Origin of the sequence: Methylosinus trichosporium OB3b (genome assembly GCF_002752655.1) — a bacterium.
Taxonomy (GTDB): domain Bacteria; phylum Pseudomonadota; class Alphaproteobacteria; order Rhizobiales; family Beijerinckiaceae; genus Methylosinus; species Methylosinus trichosporium.
Window position 1 is genome coordinate 3,662,491 of sequence record NZ_CP023737.1, and the last position, 16,019, is coordinate 3,678,509.

Below are 16,019 nucleotides of genomic sequence, written 5' to 3' on the forward strand. Positions count from 1 at the left end.
AGTTCGGCGCGCTTTCCGATCGAATGGAACTCGCACAAGCGATAAACGCCGTCAGCGCGTCGCGCTCGCGGCCGACTTGCGCGTGCGCGCGCCATAGTTCTGGATCTCGCGCCAGCTGTTGGACTGCGCGATCATTTCACGGATCGACGCGACATTGGCGGCGGCGTCGATCGGCGAGAGATCGTGGCGCGACCAGCTCTCGGCTTCGGCGAATTTGCCTTGCAGAGCCAGCACCAGCGCGAGATTCTGACGCACGCGCATGTCGGCCGTCGGCTGTGCGGCGGCGGTCAGCAGCGTCTCTTCGGCGAGCGAGAGCTGCTTGGAGAGCGCGTAGGAGAGGCCGAGGTTGGAGAGCACGCCGGGGTCGTTCGTCCGGATTTTCAGCGCCGCTCGATAATATTCGCGCGCTTCATCGTGCTGACCGAGCTGATCGGCGATCGAGCCTTGCGCGGACAGCACCGACCAGTCGGGTCGCTCTGGCGTATGGGCGCGGCCCAGCACCTCGGCGGCTTCCTGTAGGCGACCTGCATCGGCCAGCGCCTTGCCATAGGCGGCGAGCACGTCGAGCTGCTCCGGATAGCGGATGGCGAGCCCCTGCAGCACGGCGACCGCCTGCGCATGGCGACCGAGCTTGGACAATGCGCGCGCATAGGTGAGGGCGACAGCCTTGTTTTTCGGCGAGGCGTCGTAGCGGCGCCCCCATTCTTCGGCAAAGCTCCGCAGCTCGCTTTCATCGCGCGGCGGCTCGACGCGCCGTTGCGGGCCGATCGAGCCGGTGACGTCGGAGAGCTTGCCGCACCCTCCGAGGGCGAGCAGCGCGCAGAGGGCGAGAGCCGTGGCCGCCGGTCGCGCTGCGTCGAAGTTCAAAGGGGACATGGGGCCGCTGCTCCTCTTTGCCGCGAATACGGTCGAGGCCGAGCAATAATTCGTTAACCTTAATGCTTTCTTAACGCGCGCCTTCGCCGATGCGGCGGGCGAGCTCGGCGAAATCCTCGCGCCATTGCTCGCAGGCGAAAGCGAGCGCGAAGAGATGCTCGAGCTCGTCGACCGTGAGGCTGCGCAGCCGGCCGTCGTCGCGCAGCCGCGCGATCTCTTGCGCGAAAGCCTCGAATGCGTCGTCGAGCGGCGCCGACGCGTCGATCGCACGGCTCTCGCGCAGCGCGCGGGCGAGACCGCGCGCCCGTTCTCCCGCCTGTGTTGCGATCGCGTCGAGCGCGGGTCCTAGCGATTCGGCGAGCGCAAGCGGCAGAGGCGTGAGCGCGGCGCGTCCGATCATCACGAGATCATGGCGCATGCGCAGCAGCGCCTGCAGCAGCGGCGCGAGATCGGGCTCGGCGCCGGAGACGGCGGCGATGCGCTCATGCCGCGCCTCCTGCTCCATGCGGTCGAGCCGGGCGAACGCGGTCCCTATGCTCCGCTGCAGGGCGCGGATGGTCTCTGCGTCCTGTCCGTCGGCGAAGCCGGCGAACAGCAGCGGCAGCGCTTCGGCGATCGTCTCGAGCATGTCGGCGGCAGCTTGTCGCGCCAGCACGCGCGCCCGCGCCGGAAAGACGATGTGCGAGACGACGAGCGCGACGGCGCCGCCGAGCGCCACCTCGAGCACGCGGTCAGAGGCGGAGTGAAAGGGCGTCGCATGGGTGAGGGTCGGCGCCAGCACGACGATGACGCCGGTCGAAGGCGCGACGGAGAAGCGCGGGCTGAAAGCGGCGAGCGTCGCCAGCGGCGCGATGGCGAGCGCGAGGGCGCCGACGAGCGAGGCTTCGCTCGTCGGCGGCAGCAGCGCGGAGACGAGCCCCGCATAGATGGCGCCGCCGACCGTGCCGAGCGCATAATCGATGGTCGCCTTGACCGAGCGGCCGACGCTCATCTGCGTCAGAATAACCGCGGTCAGCACCGCCCACAGCACCATGGGCGTGTCGGTGAGATGGCCGATGACCAGCGTCGCCACGGCGGCGATGGTGATGCGCGATCCGAGCGCCAGCTGCACGCGGCGACGGCGAATGGCGGCAATGAGACCCATGACGTCACTCCGTCGTCGCGACGCAGCCGGTTAGCGCTTTCCGATCGAACGGAATCGTTCACGGCGGAAGCGATTCGATTCGCCCATTCTACATCCCCCATCGGCGCGCGAACCAGCTCTTGGCGATCTGCGCGAGCGCGGCGTAGCAGAGCAGGAAGCCGAGGAGCGCCGGCCAATAGAGAAGCGGCAGCGGCGTGAGGCCGAACACGTCGGCGAGCGGCGAGAATGGCAGCGCCGCGCCGACGAGGCAGACGGCGATCGTCGTCAGCATCAAGGCGTCGCTGGCGCGGCTCTGCAGAAACGGAATGCGCGCGGTGCGGATGACATGGATGACGAGCGTCTGCGTCAGCAGCGATTCGACGAACCAGCCGGTCTGGAACAAGGTCGGATCGGCGAGGGCGCCGAAGACGAAGATCATCAGCACGAAGGTCGCATAATCGAAGATCGAGCTGATCGGACCGATGCAGAGCACGAATTTGGCGATATTGTCGATGTCCCACCGACGCGGCGCCGCGAGATATTCCTCGTCGACCGTGTCGGTCGGGATCGCCGATTGGGAGATGTCATAGAGCATGTTGTTGGTGATCACCTGTAGCGGCGTCATCGGCAGGAATGGCAGGAAGGCGCTGGCGCCGAGCACGCTGAACATGTTGCCGAAGTTGGAGCTCGCGCCCATTTTTATATATTTGACGATGTTGGCGAACACGCGGCGTCCCTCGAGCACGCCGTCGCCGAGCACGGCGAGGCTCTTCTCGAGCAGGATGATGTCGGCCAATTCCTTGGCGATGTCGACCGCCGTGTCGACCGAGACGCCGACATCGGCGGCCTTCAGCGCCGGCCCGTCGTTGATGCCGTCGCCGAGATAGCCGACGACATGGCCGCCGCGATGCAGCGCGTCGATCACCCGCGCCTTCTGCGGCGGCGACAGCTTGGCGAACACCGCCGTCCGTTCGGCGAGCGCCGTCAGCTCGTCGTCGCTCGCTCGCTCGACATCGGCGCCGAGCGCGACGCGCTCGACCGCGAGCCCGACGTCCTTGCACACTTTGCGCGTGACGACGTCATTGTCGCCGGTCAGGATCTTCACCGCGACGCCGGCCTTCGCGAGCGCCGCCAGGGCGCCGGCGGCGCTGTCCTTGGGCGGATCGAGAAAAGCGATGTAGCCGACGAGAATGAGATCACATTCGTCCGTCGGCGCGAATATGGTCTGCTGCTGCGGCAGTTCTCGATAGGCGACGGCGACGACGCGGAAGCCGTCGCCGTTCAGCTCCTCCATCTCGCGTCGCGCGGCGTCGAGATGCGACGGATCGAGCACGCCGCAGCCGCTCTCGGTTTCATACCGGCTCGACGCCGCGAACAGCTCCTCGACGGCGCCCTTGCAGATGAGGAGATGCGGACCGTCGTCCCGGCGCACGACGACGGAGAGGCGGCGGCGCTCGAAATCGAACGGGATCTCGTCGATCTTCTCATAGGCGTGATCGGGCCTCAGCGCGTGAGCGAGCTCGTGATGCTCGAGCACGGCGCGGTCGAGCAGGTTCTTCAGCCCCGATTGGAAATGGCTGTTGAGATAGGCGAGCTCGAGCACGCGGGCGGACTCCTCGCCGAAGATGTCGAGGCAGCGCTTCAAGATGATGCGGTCCTGCGTCAGCGTGCCGGTCTTGTCGGTGCAGAGCACATCCATCGCGCCGAAATTCTGGATCGAGTTGAGGCGTTTCACGATCGCCTTCTTGCGCGCCATGGCGATCGCGCCCTTGGCGAGATTGACGGTGACGATCATCGGCAGCATTTCCGGCGTCAGGCCGACGGCGACCGAGACGGCGAACAGCATGGCCTGTAGCCAATCGCCCTTGGTGACGCCATTGATGACGAACACAGCCGGCGCCATCACCGACATGAAGACCATCATCAGCAGGGTGAAGCGCGTGACGCCTTTGTCGAAGCTCGTCTCCTCGCGCGGACCGGCGATCTCGTCGGCCATGGCGCCGAGCACGGTGCGTCGGCCGGTCTCGACGACGACCGCGGTCGCGTAGCCGCTCACCACATTGGCGCCCATCAGCGCCAGACTTTGCGCCTCGAACGGATCGCTCGCCGATGACGATTGCGCAATCTTTTCCACCGGCATGGATTCGCCGGTCAGCGTCGATTGATTGACGAACAGATCTCGGGCCTCGATGAGCCGCAGATCGGCGGGAATCATGTCGCCGGCGGAGAGCCGCAGAATATCGCCGGGCGCGAGCCGCTCCACCGGCTCCTCGACATATCGATCCGCCGTATGCGCTCCCGGACGCCGCACCGAGGCGTGTGTGCGCACCATCGCTTGCAGCCGCGCCGCGGCCTCGTTGGAGCGATGCTCCTGGACGAAGGCGAGGCCGACGCTGAGCACGACCATGGCGGCGATGACGATCGCCGCGCGCAATTCGCCGAGCGCATAGGAGGCGAGGGCCAGCGAGAGCAGCAGAGCATTGAGTGGATTTCTCGCCCGGCCGGCGAGCTCTCGCAGCATGCTCGGTCGCCGCTCGCGGGCGATGCGGTTGAGGCCGATTTGGCGCAGCCGCCGCGCCGCCTCGCGGGCGGAGAGGCCGTCGCGCGTTGTTCCGAGCCGCGCCAGCAGCTCCTCGCTCGACGCCTGCGCGGCGCGAAGCAGCGCGTCGTGCGGGGGATGCTTCGGGGACGATGGCCGATGCATGGGAGGCTCCAGACGTAGGGGCAGAGCATGACAAGCGAAGATCACGCTTTCTTAACTCTAGCGAGGCTAGCAAATCTCACAGAGGCCGTCTCTCTCGTCCATCCCGCGCGGCTGCGCGACGGAACACGCCTTGGTGGATATGATGATGGCGCATATTGTGACAGACGCCGCGGCGCCGCCATCCGGCCCAATATTGAACTACCGGCGGCTGCTCGATGCGCTGCTCTGGATCACCTCCTTCTCCGGCTCGGTGGTGTTCATCGAGCCCTCGCCATACGACTTCCTCATTCTGCTGACCATGGTCGTGTGGTTCCTCGGCGGCTTCACGCTGCATCGCGGCGTGCTGCCCGGCGCCGCGCTGATGATCCTGTGGACGCTCGGCGGCTATATCTCGCTCATCCCCTATTGGAACGAGCCCGACCCCGTCGAGTTCATGACTCACACGCTGTTCATCTCGATGACCGGCGTCTTCTATATGCTGTTCTTCTCGCAGGACGCCGAGCGACGTTTCGAATTGTGCATGAGCGGCTATGCGGCGAGCTGCATGCTGGCGGCCATCATAGCGGTCGGTTCCTGGGCGCAGCTCTTCGGCAATCCGCAGACGATGACTCTCGACGGCCGCGCCATGGCGCCGTTCAAAGACCCGAACGTGCTCGGCTCCTATATGGTGCCCGGCCTGTTGTTCTTTGTGCAGCGGCTGCTGCTCGGCCGCATGCGCTACTGGCCGGTCACGCTGCTCGGCCTCGCTCTGTCTGGCGCGGCGCTGTTCGCCTCCTTCTCGCGCGGCTCCTGGGGCGCCGGGATCGTCTCGGTCTTCGTGCTCACGCTGCTGTCGATGATCACCGCGGATTCGCGGCGCATGCGGCTGCGCATCGGCGCGGCGGCCGCGACGGCGACGCTGATCGTCTCGCTCGGCGTCGCCGGCGTGCTCGCCACCGACGCCTCTGTGCGCGAGTTCTTCTTCAAGCGCGCGTCGGCGACGCAGGAATATGACGAGGGCCCGACGGGCCGATTCGGCAATCAGCTGCGCTCGCTGCCCATGCTGGTCGAGCGGCCGAATGGCATGGGGCCTCTGCGCTTTCGCCTCACTTTCGGCATCGAGCCGCACAACAGCTATGTGAACGCCTTCGCCTCCAATGGCTGGCTCGGCGGCTTCGCCTTCCTCGGCCTCGCGACGCTCAGTCTCGGCGTGCTGCTGCGCGCCAGCCTGCAGCGCACGCCGTTTCAGAGGTCGGCGCAGCTCGTCGCCGCGGCGGCTCTCGTGTTCTTCTTGCAGGGTCTGCAGATCGACATCGACCATTGGCGCTTCTTCTGGATCTTCGTCGGCGCCGCCTGGGGGCTCGAGGCCGCGCGCATGCGCTGGGTCGTCCGAACCGAGCATTCGGGCTCGTCATTGCGAGCGCAGCGAAGCAATCCAGAGCCGCGGGGCGAGTCCTTTGTCGCTTAGAGCGTTTTCTGATCGAGCAGTCGAATTTAAGCCCTTCTTTATGAGTGGCGAAGAAGATCGCCCGGCTGCCGCCGCGGCCCCTTTGGCCGGCGCGTGCGCAGCGGAGAGGACTGACGATGAATCTCGACGCCGCGCTGCGGGAGAATGACGGCAAGGGGCCCGGCTTCCATTTCGTCCGCCATGCTCTGTCCATCGTCATTCTGCTGCATCACGCCTCGGTGCTCGCCGTCGGCGGCGAGCGCGCGCCCGCGGCGACCAAGGGCGATGCGGTCGCCAGCCTCTCTATGCTGCTGCAGGGCGGCGACGCGGTATTTCTGCGCCAGTCGATCATCGAGCTGCTGCGGCCGTTCCTGTTCTCGCTGGTCGGCGCCTTCTTCGTGCTGAGCGGCTTTCTCGTCGCCGGCAGCGCGTTCCGCACTCGCGACACGCGCCAGTTCCTGACCTTCCGCGCCTTGCGCATCGCGCCGGCGCTCGCTTCGGAAGTGCTGCTGTCGGCGCTCGTGCTCGGCCCGCTCGTCACCAGCGTCGCGCTCGGCGCCTATTTCGGAGATGCGCAATTCTATCGCTATTTCGGCAATATTTTCGGTTTCGTCACTTATGAGCTTCCGGGCGTCTTCACCGACAATCCCGTTCCTGCTCTCGTCAACGGCAATTTGTGGACGCTGCCCGCGGAGTTCTATTGCTATCTCGTGCTCAGCGCGCTGATGGCGAGCGGGTTGTTGTTCACGCGCAGAGGCTTTCTCGCAGTGTTCCTCGTCGTCTCGGTCGGCGTCGCGCTGACGGCGAGCTTCGGCTTTCTCGCGCCGACGCGGCTCGACACGACGCGCTTTGCCGGCTGGTTCCTCGTCTATCTCTTTCTCGTCGGCGTGGCGCTGTGGGTCTATGCCGAGCATGTGCGGCTCGACTTGCGCCTGTTCGTTCTCTTCGGCGGGCTCTATGTGCTGCTGATGGCGACGAAGACGAGCGATTTTCTCGCCGGCCTCTGCCTCGCTTATTGCGTCGTCTATGTGGGAATGATGCGCTTTTCCCGGTTCGACCGGCTGCTGAAGGCCGATTTCTCCTATGGGCTCTATCTCTACGGCTATCCCATCACGCAGGCGCTGGCCTTCTTCCTGCTGCCGCATCTCGACGGCGCGTCGAAAGGCGCGAAGCTCGCGATCATCATGAGCCTCGCGCTCGTCGGCACGCTCGCCTTCGCGGCCGCGTCGTGGACCTTCATCGAGAAGCCGGCGCTGAAGCTGAAGCGCTTCGTCCTGCCGCCGCGCCGCGCCGCCGCGCCGGCTCTAGCGCCGGCGGAATAGGGGCGGGACGGGCCGATTTCTGCGACATGAAAAGTGGGGCCGTCATTGCGAGGAGCGCAGCGACGAAACAATCCAGGAACCGCCCCATAGTTCTAGATTGCTTCGCTGCGCTCGCAATGACCGTGGCGGTTTTCAAGTGACTAAAAGGGCGGCGACGCGCCTCACGGCTCGAAGCGCACTCCCGCCATGATCACATTGGCGGTGAAGCTCGAGGTCGCTCCGGCCGAGCTCGCGAGGTGCTGATAGAAATAGCTCGCCTTGATGGCGATCGAGCGCGTGATCTTATATTCGAGCTTCACGCCCGCGGTGACCACGCGCTCCAGCCTGTCGCCGCCCTGATAATTATTGGTCTGGAAGCTGCCCGTTCCGGTGACGATGAAATTGCGTCGAAACGCGTGCACGACATCGAGAGTCACATTGCGCGAGAGAATGCCGGCGGCGCCGGCGAGCGAGGTCTCGGAGAGGGTCGTGCCGGTGCGCAGGGTGAAGGTGGTCAGAGGCGTCGCCGAATAGATGAGCGCGGCGTCGATGATCGGGCCGCGCAGCAGCGGCAGCCGCACATCGGCGTAATCGCGCTGAGCATAGCCGCCCGAGGCTTCTCCGCGCAGGAGATCGGTGATCTTGAAGGTCGTGCCGACGCGCGCCTGGGCGCCGGTGCTGTCGCGCGCATAGCCATAGGGGTCGAGCCAGGAGTCATGCACGCGGCGGTCGAGGATCGCCTCGGCATAGGGCCGCACGCTCGGCGTCAGCTCGTAGGCGATGCGCGGATTGACGCCATAGGCGTTGTAGCTGGTCGCGGCGAGGTCGAGCACCGAGCCGTCGTTGTAATAGGCGTTCTGATAGATCCAGCGATCGAAGGAGCCGCGCAACGTCGCATCGAGGCGGCCGAAGCTCTGCGTGACGCCGACGGCGGTTCCGAGCGAGACGATCAGCGGACGATTGATGACGACGACATTGGCCGAGTTGGTCGCGAGGCCCGGCGCGCCGGGCCGCTGTGTGTCCAGCGTGAAGCGTCCTTCGAATTTGACCTTGGTGTCGCGGGCGACGTCGTAGCGGTAGAGGAAATCGCCGACGCCGTCCGGCCGGTCGGCGTTCTCGACGCTGAAATAATCGACATAGCCGAGGCGCAGATTGGCCTGCACGTCGTCGCGCGTCCATTCCGAGCGCAGCCGCAGCCCGACGTCGACGCGCGCGAAACGGGATCCCTGCACGTCTTGCGCGAGCCGATTGGGATTCGTGTCATAGCCATAGCTCGGCTCGGCATAGGCGTAGAGCCGCAGCGAGCCGATGCCGAAGCCGAGCGGGCCGTAGGGGTCGGGCTCGAGCAGCGGCTTGGCGCGTGGCGGCAGGAAATCCGGGACCGCCACGGTCGACGGCGGCGGCCGCTCGGGCAATTCGAGCGCCCCGCGCAGGCCGAGGCGCAGGACGCGATAGCGGCGCCGCGACGCCTCCTTGGCCTCGGCCGAGGTGCGATAGGGCTTCAGCCGGGGCAGGGGATGGGTCGGCGAGAAGGGCGGCGGCTTCAGCGCCTGCGGCGGCGGATAGGGCTTTGGCAGCACGACGCGCGGACGGGGCAGGCCGTAATTGGGGGCGCCGGACGGCGGCGCCTCCTGCGCGCCGCGCCGCTGAGCGGGCGCGAGCGCGCGCTGCGCCTCGCCGGGCGTCGGCGCGTCGGCGCCGGGAATCGGCGGCACCGCCGGGAGATCGCGCAGCGGCGCGAGATCGAGCGAGAAGGGCGATAGCGACTGGCCGAGCGCGACGCGCGAAGGCCCGACCGCCGCGGGCGCCGCCAGCGACAGGACGATCAGCGTCGTTGCCGCGGCGCGGCTGTCGAACCTTGCGGATGGCACTCGAATCCTCGCGGACGCCCGGCGGGGCGCGCGAGATCGAGCGTTAAGGAGTTATGGTTAACGGAGGCTTACCGGCGCCGCCGGATCACTCGCCGAGCGCGGCCAGATAGAGGTCGAGAATCTCCTCCTCCTCCTGGCGCTTGTGCTTGTCCTGGCGACGCAGAGAGATGATCTTGCGCATGATCTTGGGGTCGAAGCCGGTGCCCTTGGCCTCGCCATAGACGTCCTTGATGTCGTCGGCGATGGCGCGTTTTTCCTCTTCCAGCTTCTCGATTCGCTCGATGAAGGCGCGCAGATGGCCGCCGTTCACCGTATTGCTGGACATGTCGATCGTATCGCTGGACATGGGGCCTCGTCTTCCCGTTCGATCGCCTTCGTCTCGCGGCGACGGCTGCGGGGCTCGAGGAGCGAGCCTTCGAAGGCGGCGCTCTTCTCCCCTGTTCCGGCGCGAGCCATGCTACGCAGGCGCGGCGCCGTCAAGCGCGGGGCCGATTAATCCCCGCTTTCCCCGCGCGGCCGCTTGAAGTTTCGCTCCGGCGCGCCGACATTCCGGCTCGACCGCGGCGCTCGCCGGCTCGACCGCGGCGCTCACGAGGAGAAAATGCCCATGTTCGACGCCGGCGGCGACGACCGCCGCTTCTATTCCCAGGCCGAGCCGCGTCCGCTCGTTCCGCGCGCGGCGCTGGTCGGCGTGCGTATTCGCCGAATCGCGGCGCTCTGCCTCGATCTCGTGCTGGTGAGCGTCCTGTCGGTCGGCCTCTGGGTCGGGCTGCTGGTGCTCAGCTTTGGCCTGTCGGCGCTTCTGCTGCCGCCGCTGTTCCCGCTCGTCGCCTTTTTCTACAATGGGTTGACGGTCTCGGGTTGGCGCATGGCGACGCTCGGCCAGCGCGCCATGGATCTCGAGGTGCGGCTCGCGAGCGGCGAGCCCGCGCCTTTTCTGAACGCCGCGGTTCACGGCGTGCTGTTCTATGTGAGCTGGCTGTTTCCGCCGCTTCTGCTCGTTACCTTCGTCACCTCGGACAAGCGCTGCCTTCACGATATTCTGGCCGATGTGATCGTGCTGCGACGATCGGCGTGAGCGGCGAGCGTCGCTCTCTCAGCGTCGCCAAATCGGCGAAAACGCGCCGTCTGACGCTTTTCGCTCAAAAAGCTTGGCGCGGGGCGGCGCTCGATTCTAGTATGTCGCGAACGCGTCCGGCGGCCCCAGCGCTGGCCGGCGGCGGAGGAAGCGGTATATCGATTTCCGCCACGAGGACGAACGAGCGTGACGAGAGAGCCCCGCGACGCGCCGCAATTCTACCTGACCTCCCCCGCTCCCTGTCCCTATCTGCCGGGGCGAGAGGAACGGAAGGTCTTCACCCATCTGATCGGCCGGCGCGCGCCGGCGCTCAACGACACGCTCACCCAATCGGGTTTCCGCCGCTCGCAGACGATCGCCTATCGTCCCGCCTGTGAGACCTGCCGGGCCTGCGTCTCGGTGCGCGTGCGCGTCGACGAGTTCGAGCTGTCGCGCAATCTGAAGCGGGTGAGGAAGCGCAACGCCGAGGTGGCGAGCGAGGCGCGGCGGCCCCATGCCGGCGCCGAGCAATATTCGCTGTTCCGCGCCTATGTGAGCGCCCGGCACAATGACGGCGGCATGGCCGACATGAGCATGGTCGATTATCAGATGATGGTCGAGGACAGCCATGTCGAGACGCGGCTCATCGAATATCGCCTGGCGAGGCCGGACGGCGGGCCCGGCCAGCTCGTTGCCTGCTGCCTCACCGATTATCTCGCCGACGGCTTGTCGATGGTCTATTCCTTCTACGATCCGCATCGCGAGGAGCGCTCGCTCGGCGCCTTCATGATTCTCGACCATGTGGAGCGCGTCCGCCGCGCCGGCCTGCCGCATCTCTATCTCGGCTACTGGGTCGAAGGTTCGCGCAAGATGGATTACAAGGCGCGCTTCCTGCCGCAGGAGCGGCTCGGTATGGACGGCTGGAAGCGGGTGGAGTGACGAGGTCGCGCCGCGCGCGCCTCAGTCACGCGGCAGGGAAAGGGGATGGGCCAGGAGCGCCCGATCGAGCGTGGCGAGTCGGAGATTCTCGATGCTGCATTGAGCGAGCAGCATTCGATCGAACGGGTCGCGCGTCGCTGGATCGGGCTCGACGCCAACGACGGCGTGTCGACGGTCGATCGGCAGAATGGACAGCCCGATAGCTTCCATGTAATCGGCGATGTCGTCCAGAGCCATGCCGGGGTCGAGCTTGCCGAGCCGGGTCTTGATCGCGACTTCCCATAGGCTCGCGACGCTCGCATGAGACTGCGTGCTCGGAGACGCCAGGCGCGCTGAGAGACGTGGATCGCGCAGATGCAGCGTGTCGCGCATCAGATGGAGCAGGACGTGGGTGTCGAGGAGGAGCCTCATCCGAGACCGAGCCTCATGTCACGAGAGCGGCCGCAGCAAAATATCTTCCGGAAGCGGCTCGTCGAAATCATCGGCGATGAACGGCGCTGGCGCGGCTATGCCTCGAGCCTTCAGCAGGCTCCGTCCGGCGTCGAGGTTCAGCCCGTGCGTCTCGCGGTGAGGGACGAGATCGACAACGGGCCGGCCGTCGCGCGTAACGACGACCTTTTCTCCCGCTTCCTCCACCCGTCGGGTGAGCTCGGCGAGCCGCTCCTGCGCGTCCTGGATCGTAACGGTCGTCATGATTCCAATCTTAGGGCCAAGAGTCGAAGACGCAAGCTCGTTTCCGTCGACGTGTCACAAAAACGCCGGACTATTCGGCCCTTCTTAACCAGCTCGCCGTAAATCGAAGGTCGCGCGTCGCGTCGCCAAGCGCGGACGTCGACTCGTCTCCGCGGCCGTATCGGGAATTGGAGCTTCTGGTGCGTAGATTTTCATCCTCCGCCTTCGCGCCCCTTCGCGCCTCGATCCTCGCCGCATCGCTCGTCTCGCCCGCCGCGCTCGCCGCCGGGGACGGCTATGGCGGTCAGGCCGAATGGGCGCAGCGCTATGACGCCGACCCGCGGCTCACCGTGTCGCGCTCGACGACGCCGATCTTGTCGACGCAGACCGTCGCCGCGACCGAGGCGGCGATACAGCAGATGCAGGACATCGTCGCGCGCGGCGGCTGGCCCATGGTGCCGGCCGGCCAGCAGCTGAAGCTCGGCTCGAACAGCCCGGCCGTCTCCATCCTGCGTCGCCGTCTCATGATCTCCGGCGACATTGGCCAGGACGCCGGCGCGAGTCCCATCTTCGATTCTTACGTCGAGGCCGCCGTGCGCCGCTTCCAGGCCCGGCACGGCGTCAACGCCACCGGCGTCGTCGCGCAGCAGACTTTCGTCGCCATGAATGTGCCGGCGGAGGCGCGCATGCGCCAGCTCGAGACCAATCTCATCCGGCTGCGCAGCTTCTCGCGCGATCTCGGCAATCGCTATGTGACGGCCAATATTCCCGCCGCCTCGGTGGAGACGGTGGAGAACGGCTATGTCGTCACCCATCACATCGCCGGCGTCGGCAAGATCGACCGCCAGTCGCCGGTGATGCAGACCAAGGCGATTCAGATCAACTTCAACCCGTTCTGGACCGTGCCCGCCTCGGTGATCCGCAAGGATCTCATCCCCAAGATGCAGGCCGATCCCAACTATCTCACCGCCAATCACATTCGCGTCTACAACAAGGACGGGATGGAGCTCGCGCCCGAGCAGATCAACTGGAACTCGCTCGATGCGATGAATTATAAGTTCCGCCAGGATATCGGCGGCGATTTCAACTCGCTCGGCGTCGTGCGCATCGACATCGCCAATCCGTACGGCGTCTATATGCACGACACGCCGGCCAAGGGCATTTTCGGCGACGACTTCCGTTTCGTCTCCTCCGGCTGCATCCGCCTGCAGAATGTGCGCGATTATGTCGCCTGGCTCTTGAAGGAGACGCCCGGCTGGGACCGCGACCACATCGACGAGGTGATCCGCTCGGGCGAGCGCGTCGATGTGCGGATCACGCCGGCGGTGCCGGTCTATTGGGTCTATGTCACCGCCTGGGCGGCGCCCGACGGGCTGATCCAGTTCCGCGACGATATTTATCAGCGCGACGGCCTCGGCCTCGCCTCGGCCGTCTCCGCGCCGCAGCCGACGGCCGCCGCGACTCCGATCCCGCAACGCCAGACGGCGCGCTCCGCGCAGCCCTATCCGGTGTTCGGCGAAGAGGAGAATTGAGCGAAAGGCTCGCGGAAAGGCCGAGCCGCGCCCCTTCTCCCGCCCTGCGGGAGAAGGTGGCCAGACGAAGTCGGGTCGGATGAGGGCGCTTGCAGAAAAGGCTGTGTAAAGATTACCCGCCGAAGCGACGAGGACCCTCATCCGACCCCGCTTCGCGGGGCCACCTCCCGCAAGCGGGAGAAGGGAACGCGAGCCTTCGAAATCAGGCAGTCGATCACCGCCCCGCGCGTTGCGCTCCGCCGCGCTGGGCGCGCCAGGTGCCGCCGCATTTGTCAGTCGAGGACGACCACGCGCCCGAGCCCGAATTGCCGCGCAGCTGGCCATGTGCGCGCGCCACATGACCGTCCTGCGAGGTGAAGCGCGTCATGATCGCGCCGTCGCTCTCCACATAGCCCCAATGCGCCATGCGTCCAGCGGCGAACGCCGCCGCCGCGGCCTGCGTGCCGACCAGAAGGTCGCCGCGAATCTCGATCGAGCCGGGCAGCAGCCCGGGGCAGGAGCCCACCGTCACGCGCGCCTCGAACACCCAGGCGCCGTCATAACGGCCGGCCTCGGGCGTTCCCGCGCTCTCACGCGGAGCGGCCTGCACGCTGCTCGCGAGCATCACAGAACCCAGAACAGAAAGAACGATTCCCCGCATCAGCCGGCCTCCTCGAACGCACGCTGCAGCGTCGCGAACATATCGCCGCCAGCGTAAATAAAGTCTGCGACTCCCGCCGATCGCAGCGCTTTTTCCAGCTCGCCGGGCCGCCCGGCGAGATAGACGCGCGCCCCTGCCGCGGCGAGCGCGCGGGCCGCTTCCTCCGCCCGCTCCGCATAGATCGCATCGGAGGAGCAGATGCAGGCGAGCTTCGCGCCGCTGGCGCGCCAACCCGCTGCAAGATCCCCGCCGTCCTCGCCGAACACCGCCTCCATGCCGCCGGCCTCGAAGAAGTTCTTGGCGAAATGCGCCCGCGCCGTATAGGCGGCGACCGAGCCGAGATTGGCCAGAAACACGCGCGGACGCGCGCCGGTCGCGGCCAGCGCGGCGTCGGAGCGGTCGCGCAGCGCCTCGAAAGGCTCGGCGAGACGGCGCGGCGGCAGCGGCGACGAGCGGAGCGCGCCCGCCGGCGCCTCGGCCTCGGAACGCGAGGCGTCGAACGGCGCCAGCGCCGCCACCGGCGCCTCGCCGATATCGGGGAACTCGTTGGAGCCGGTGATCTTGTCGCGCGCGCGCGCGACGTTCTGCGCCCTTTTGTCCGCCGTTTCGGCGACGCGGGCCTGCAGCGCGCCTTTTTCCAACGACGCGGCCAGCCCGCCCTCGGCCTCGATCTTCTGGAACTCGCTCCAGCCGCGCTCGGCGAGCGCCTCGGTCAGCGCCTCCATGCCGCCGGCGCCGGCGGCCGGATCGTCGACCACATGCACATGCGATTCGTCCTGCAGCACCAGCTGCGTGTCGCGCGCGAGGCGCCGGGCGAAGGCGTCCGGCGTTCCGAGCGCCTGGGTGAAGGGCAGCACGGTCACGGCGTCCGCCCCGCCGATCGCCGCGCCGAAAGTGGCGAGCGTCGCGCGAAGCAGATTGGTCCAGGGATCGCGCCGCGTCGCCATGCGCCAGGCGGTTTCCGCGTGAACGTAAATGGGCTCCGGCGCGAGGCCGCAGGCCGATTCGACGCGCGCGAACAGGCGGCGCAGAGCGCGGAATTTGGCGATGGTGACGAATTGGTCGGCGTCGGCGGAAAGGCGGAAGGCCAGAAGCGCGCGCGCCGTCTCCAGCGGCAGCCCATTGGCCTCGAGCGCGCGCAGATAGGCGAGGGCTGCGGAAAGCGCGAAGCCGAGCTCCTGCGCCTCCGAGCCGCCGGCGGCGTGGATCACACGGGCGTCGGCGAAAGCCGCGCCGAAGCGGAAGCCGGCCTCCGCGACGCTTTTGACCTCGGCGGCGAAGACGGCCGAATGCTCGGTCCAGGGGGCCGGCAGGAAGCCGTGCAGCGCCTGCGCGCCGAGCGGATCGAAGCCGAAGGCGACGCGCGTGATCGAGGGCTCGATATGGGCGCGGTCGAGCAGGCGCCGAATGGCGCTCACGGCGTTCGGCGCGCGCGGCGAGAATTCGATCAGCGCCGGAACGCCATATTCGAAGTGGAAGCTCTGGAAGAGCTGCGCGATGCTCTCGTCGCCGTCGTCGGCGACGCCGCTTCCATAGGCGCCCTGCGCGCCGGCGAGCACGATGTGCAATCCGTCGGCGCCGCCTTCGAGGTCGTCGAGCGCCAGACGATTGGCCGTCGCGGGATCGCCATGATCGACGCGGGCGAGAACGGACCAGCGGCCGGGCGCGGCGCGCAGCGCCCGCGGGCCCGGAGCGGTCGCGCGCGCATAGAGCGGTGCGATCTCGACGCCGTCATAAGTCTTGGAAATCAGCTTCTCGAACGGCGCTCCCTTGAGCGCGCGATCGACGATTTTGCGCCAGTCCTCCTCTTTTCCCTGTGGAAAGACGCCGGCCAGCGGCGCGTCGTGCAAAGTCATGAGCGAGCCTCGAAGGATAGTC

At 67.1% G+C, this 16,019-nt stretch carries 14 protein-coding genes; 5 read left to right on the forward strand and 9 right to left on the reverse strand.

Features of this window, described 5'->3' with window-relative positions:
• Positions 1-51: 51 nt before the first annotated feature.
• The 3 genes from CQW49_RS17435 to mgtA form a co-directional block, all read right to left on the reverse strand.
• On the reverse strand, positions 52-876 hold the full coding sequence (locus CQW49_RS17435; protein ID WP_003608388.1) for a tetratricopeptide repeat protein: 825 nt from the start codon (positions 874-876) through the stop codon (positions 52-54).
• Positions 877-946: 70 nt separating this feature from the next.
• Positions 947-2,020, reverse strand: a complete 1,074-nt coding sequence (locus CQW49_RS17440) for an FUSC family protein (RefSeq protein ID WP_003608386.1) — start codon at positions 2,018-2,020, stop codon at positions 947-949.
• Between the two features lie 88 nt (positions 2,021-2,108).
• The gene (mgtA, locus tag CQW49_RS17445; RefSeq protein WP_003608384.1) at positions 2,109-4,703 is read right to left on the reverse strand and encodes a magnesium-translocating P-type ATPase; all 2,595 of its coding nucleotides are present in this window, start codon (positions 4,701-4,703) and stop codon (positions 2,109-2,111) included.
• 157 nt (positions 4,704-4,860) lie between these two features.
• Between mgtA and CQW49_RS17450 the strand changes: the two genes are divergently transcribed.
• The gene (locus tag CQW49_RS17450; RefSeq protein ID WP_198586447.1) at positions 4,861-6,150 is read left to right on the forward strand and encodes an O-antigen ligase family protein; all 1,290 of its coding nucleotides are present in this window, start codon (positions 4,861-4,863) and stop codon (positions 6,148-6,150) included.
• A gap of 116 nt (positions 6,151-6,266) precedes the next feature.
• Positions 6,267-7,451 carry an acyltransferase family protein gene (locus CQW49_RS17455; RefSeq protein WP_003608379.1) on the forward strand — a complete coding sequence of 395 codons (1,185 nt, stop codon included), beginning with the start codon at positions 6,267-6,269 and terminating at the stop codon, positions 7,449-7,451.
• A gap of 161 nt (positions 7,452-7,612) precedes the next feature.
• On the opposite strand, the gene CQW49_RS17465 is transcribed toward CQW49_RS17455, so the two are convergent.
• Entirely contained in the window at positions 7,613-9,301 is a 1,689-nt protein-coding gene (locus tag CQW49_RS17465) for an outer membrane beta-barrel protein (RefSeq protein ID WP_065083588.1), read from the reverse strand.
• Positions 9,302-9,386: 85 nt separating this feature from the next.
• Complete coding sequence (locus CQW49_RS17470) at positions 9,387-9,647, reverse strand: DUF2312 domain-containing protein (RefSeq protein ID WP_003608375.1); 261 nt, start codon at positions 9,645-9,647, stop codon at positions 9,387-9,389.
• 261 nt (positions 9,648-9,908) lie between these two features.
• Here CQW49_RS17470 and CQW49_RS17475 point away from each other — a divergent pair, with 261 nt between their 5' ends.
• Entirely contained in the window at positions 9,909-10,379 is a 471-nt protein-coding gene (locus CQW49_RS17475; RefSeq protein ID WP_003608373.1) for an RDD family protein, read from the forward strand.
• A gap of 186 nt (positions 10,380-10,565) precedes the next feature.
• Complete coding sequence (locus CQW49_RS17480) at positions 10,566-11,297, forward strand: arginyltransferase (RefSeq protein WP_003608371.1); 732 nt, start codon at positions 10,566-10,568, stop codon at positions 11,295-11,297.
• Positions 11,298-11,318: 21 nt separating this feature from the next.
• Here CQW49_RS17480 and CQW49_RS17485 read toward each other — a convergent pair whose 3' ends face one another.
• A complete protein-coding gene (locus CQW49_RS17485) occupies positions 11,319-11,708 on the reverse strand; it encodes a type II toxin-antitoxin system VapC family toxin (protein ID WP_003608370.1) in 390 nt (129 codons plus the stop codon).
• Between the two features lie 18 nt (positions 11,709-11,726).
• Positions 11,727-11,990 (reverse strand): type II toxin-antitoxin system Phd/YefM family antitoxin, encoded by a 264-nt coding sequence (locus tag CQW49_RS17490; protein WP_003608367.1) that lies wholly within the window; start codon positions 11,988-11,990, stop codon positions 11,727-11,729.
• Between the two features lie 179 nt (positions 11,991-12,169).
• On the opposite strand from CQW49_RS17490, the gene CQW49_RS17495 reads away from it, so the two are divergent.
• Positions 12,170-13,501, forward strand: a complete 1,332-nt coding sequence (locus CQW49_RS17495; RefSeq protein ID WP_003608366.1) for a L,D-transpeptidase family protein — start codon at positions 12,170-12,172, stop codon at positions 13,499-13,501.
• A 214-nt stretch (positions 13,502-13,715) separates the two neighbouring features.
• Here CQW49_RS17495 and CQW49_RS17500 read toward each other — a convergent pair whose 3' ends face one another.
• Positions 13,716-14,141: a hypothetical protein gene (locus tag CQW49_RS17500; protein WP_003608365.1), complete on the reverse strand. Its 426-nt coding sequence runs from the start codon at positions 14,139-14,141 to the stop codon at positions 13,716-13,718.
• Positions 14,141-15,997, reverse strand: coding sequence for a methylmalonyl-CoA mutase subunit beta (locus tag CQW49_RS17505; RefSeq protein ID WP_003608363.1), 1,857 nt, complete (start codon positions 15,995-15,997; stop codon positions 14,141-14,143). The genes CQW49_RS17500 and CQW49_RS17505 overlap by 1 nt, the downstream gene beginning before the upstream one ends.
• Positions 15,998-16,019 lie beyond the last annotated feature (22 nt).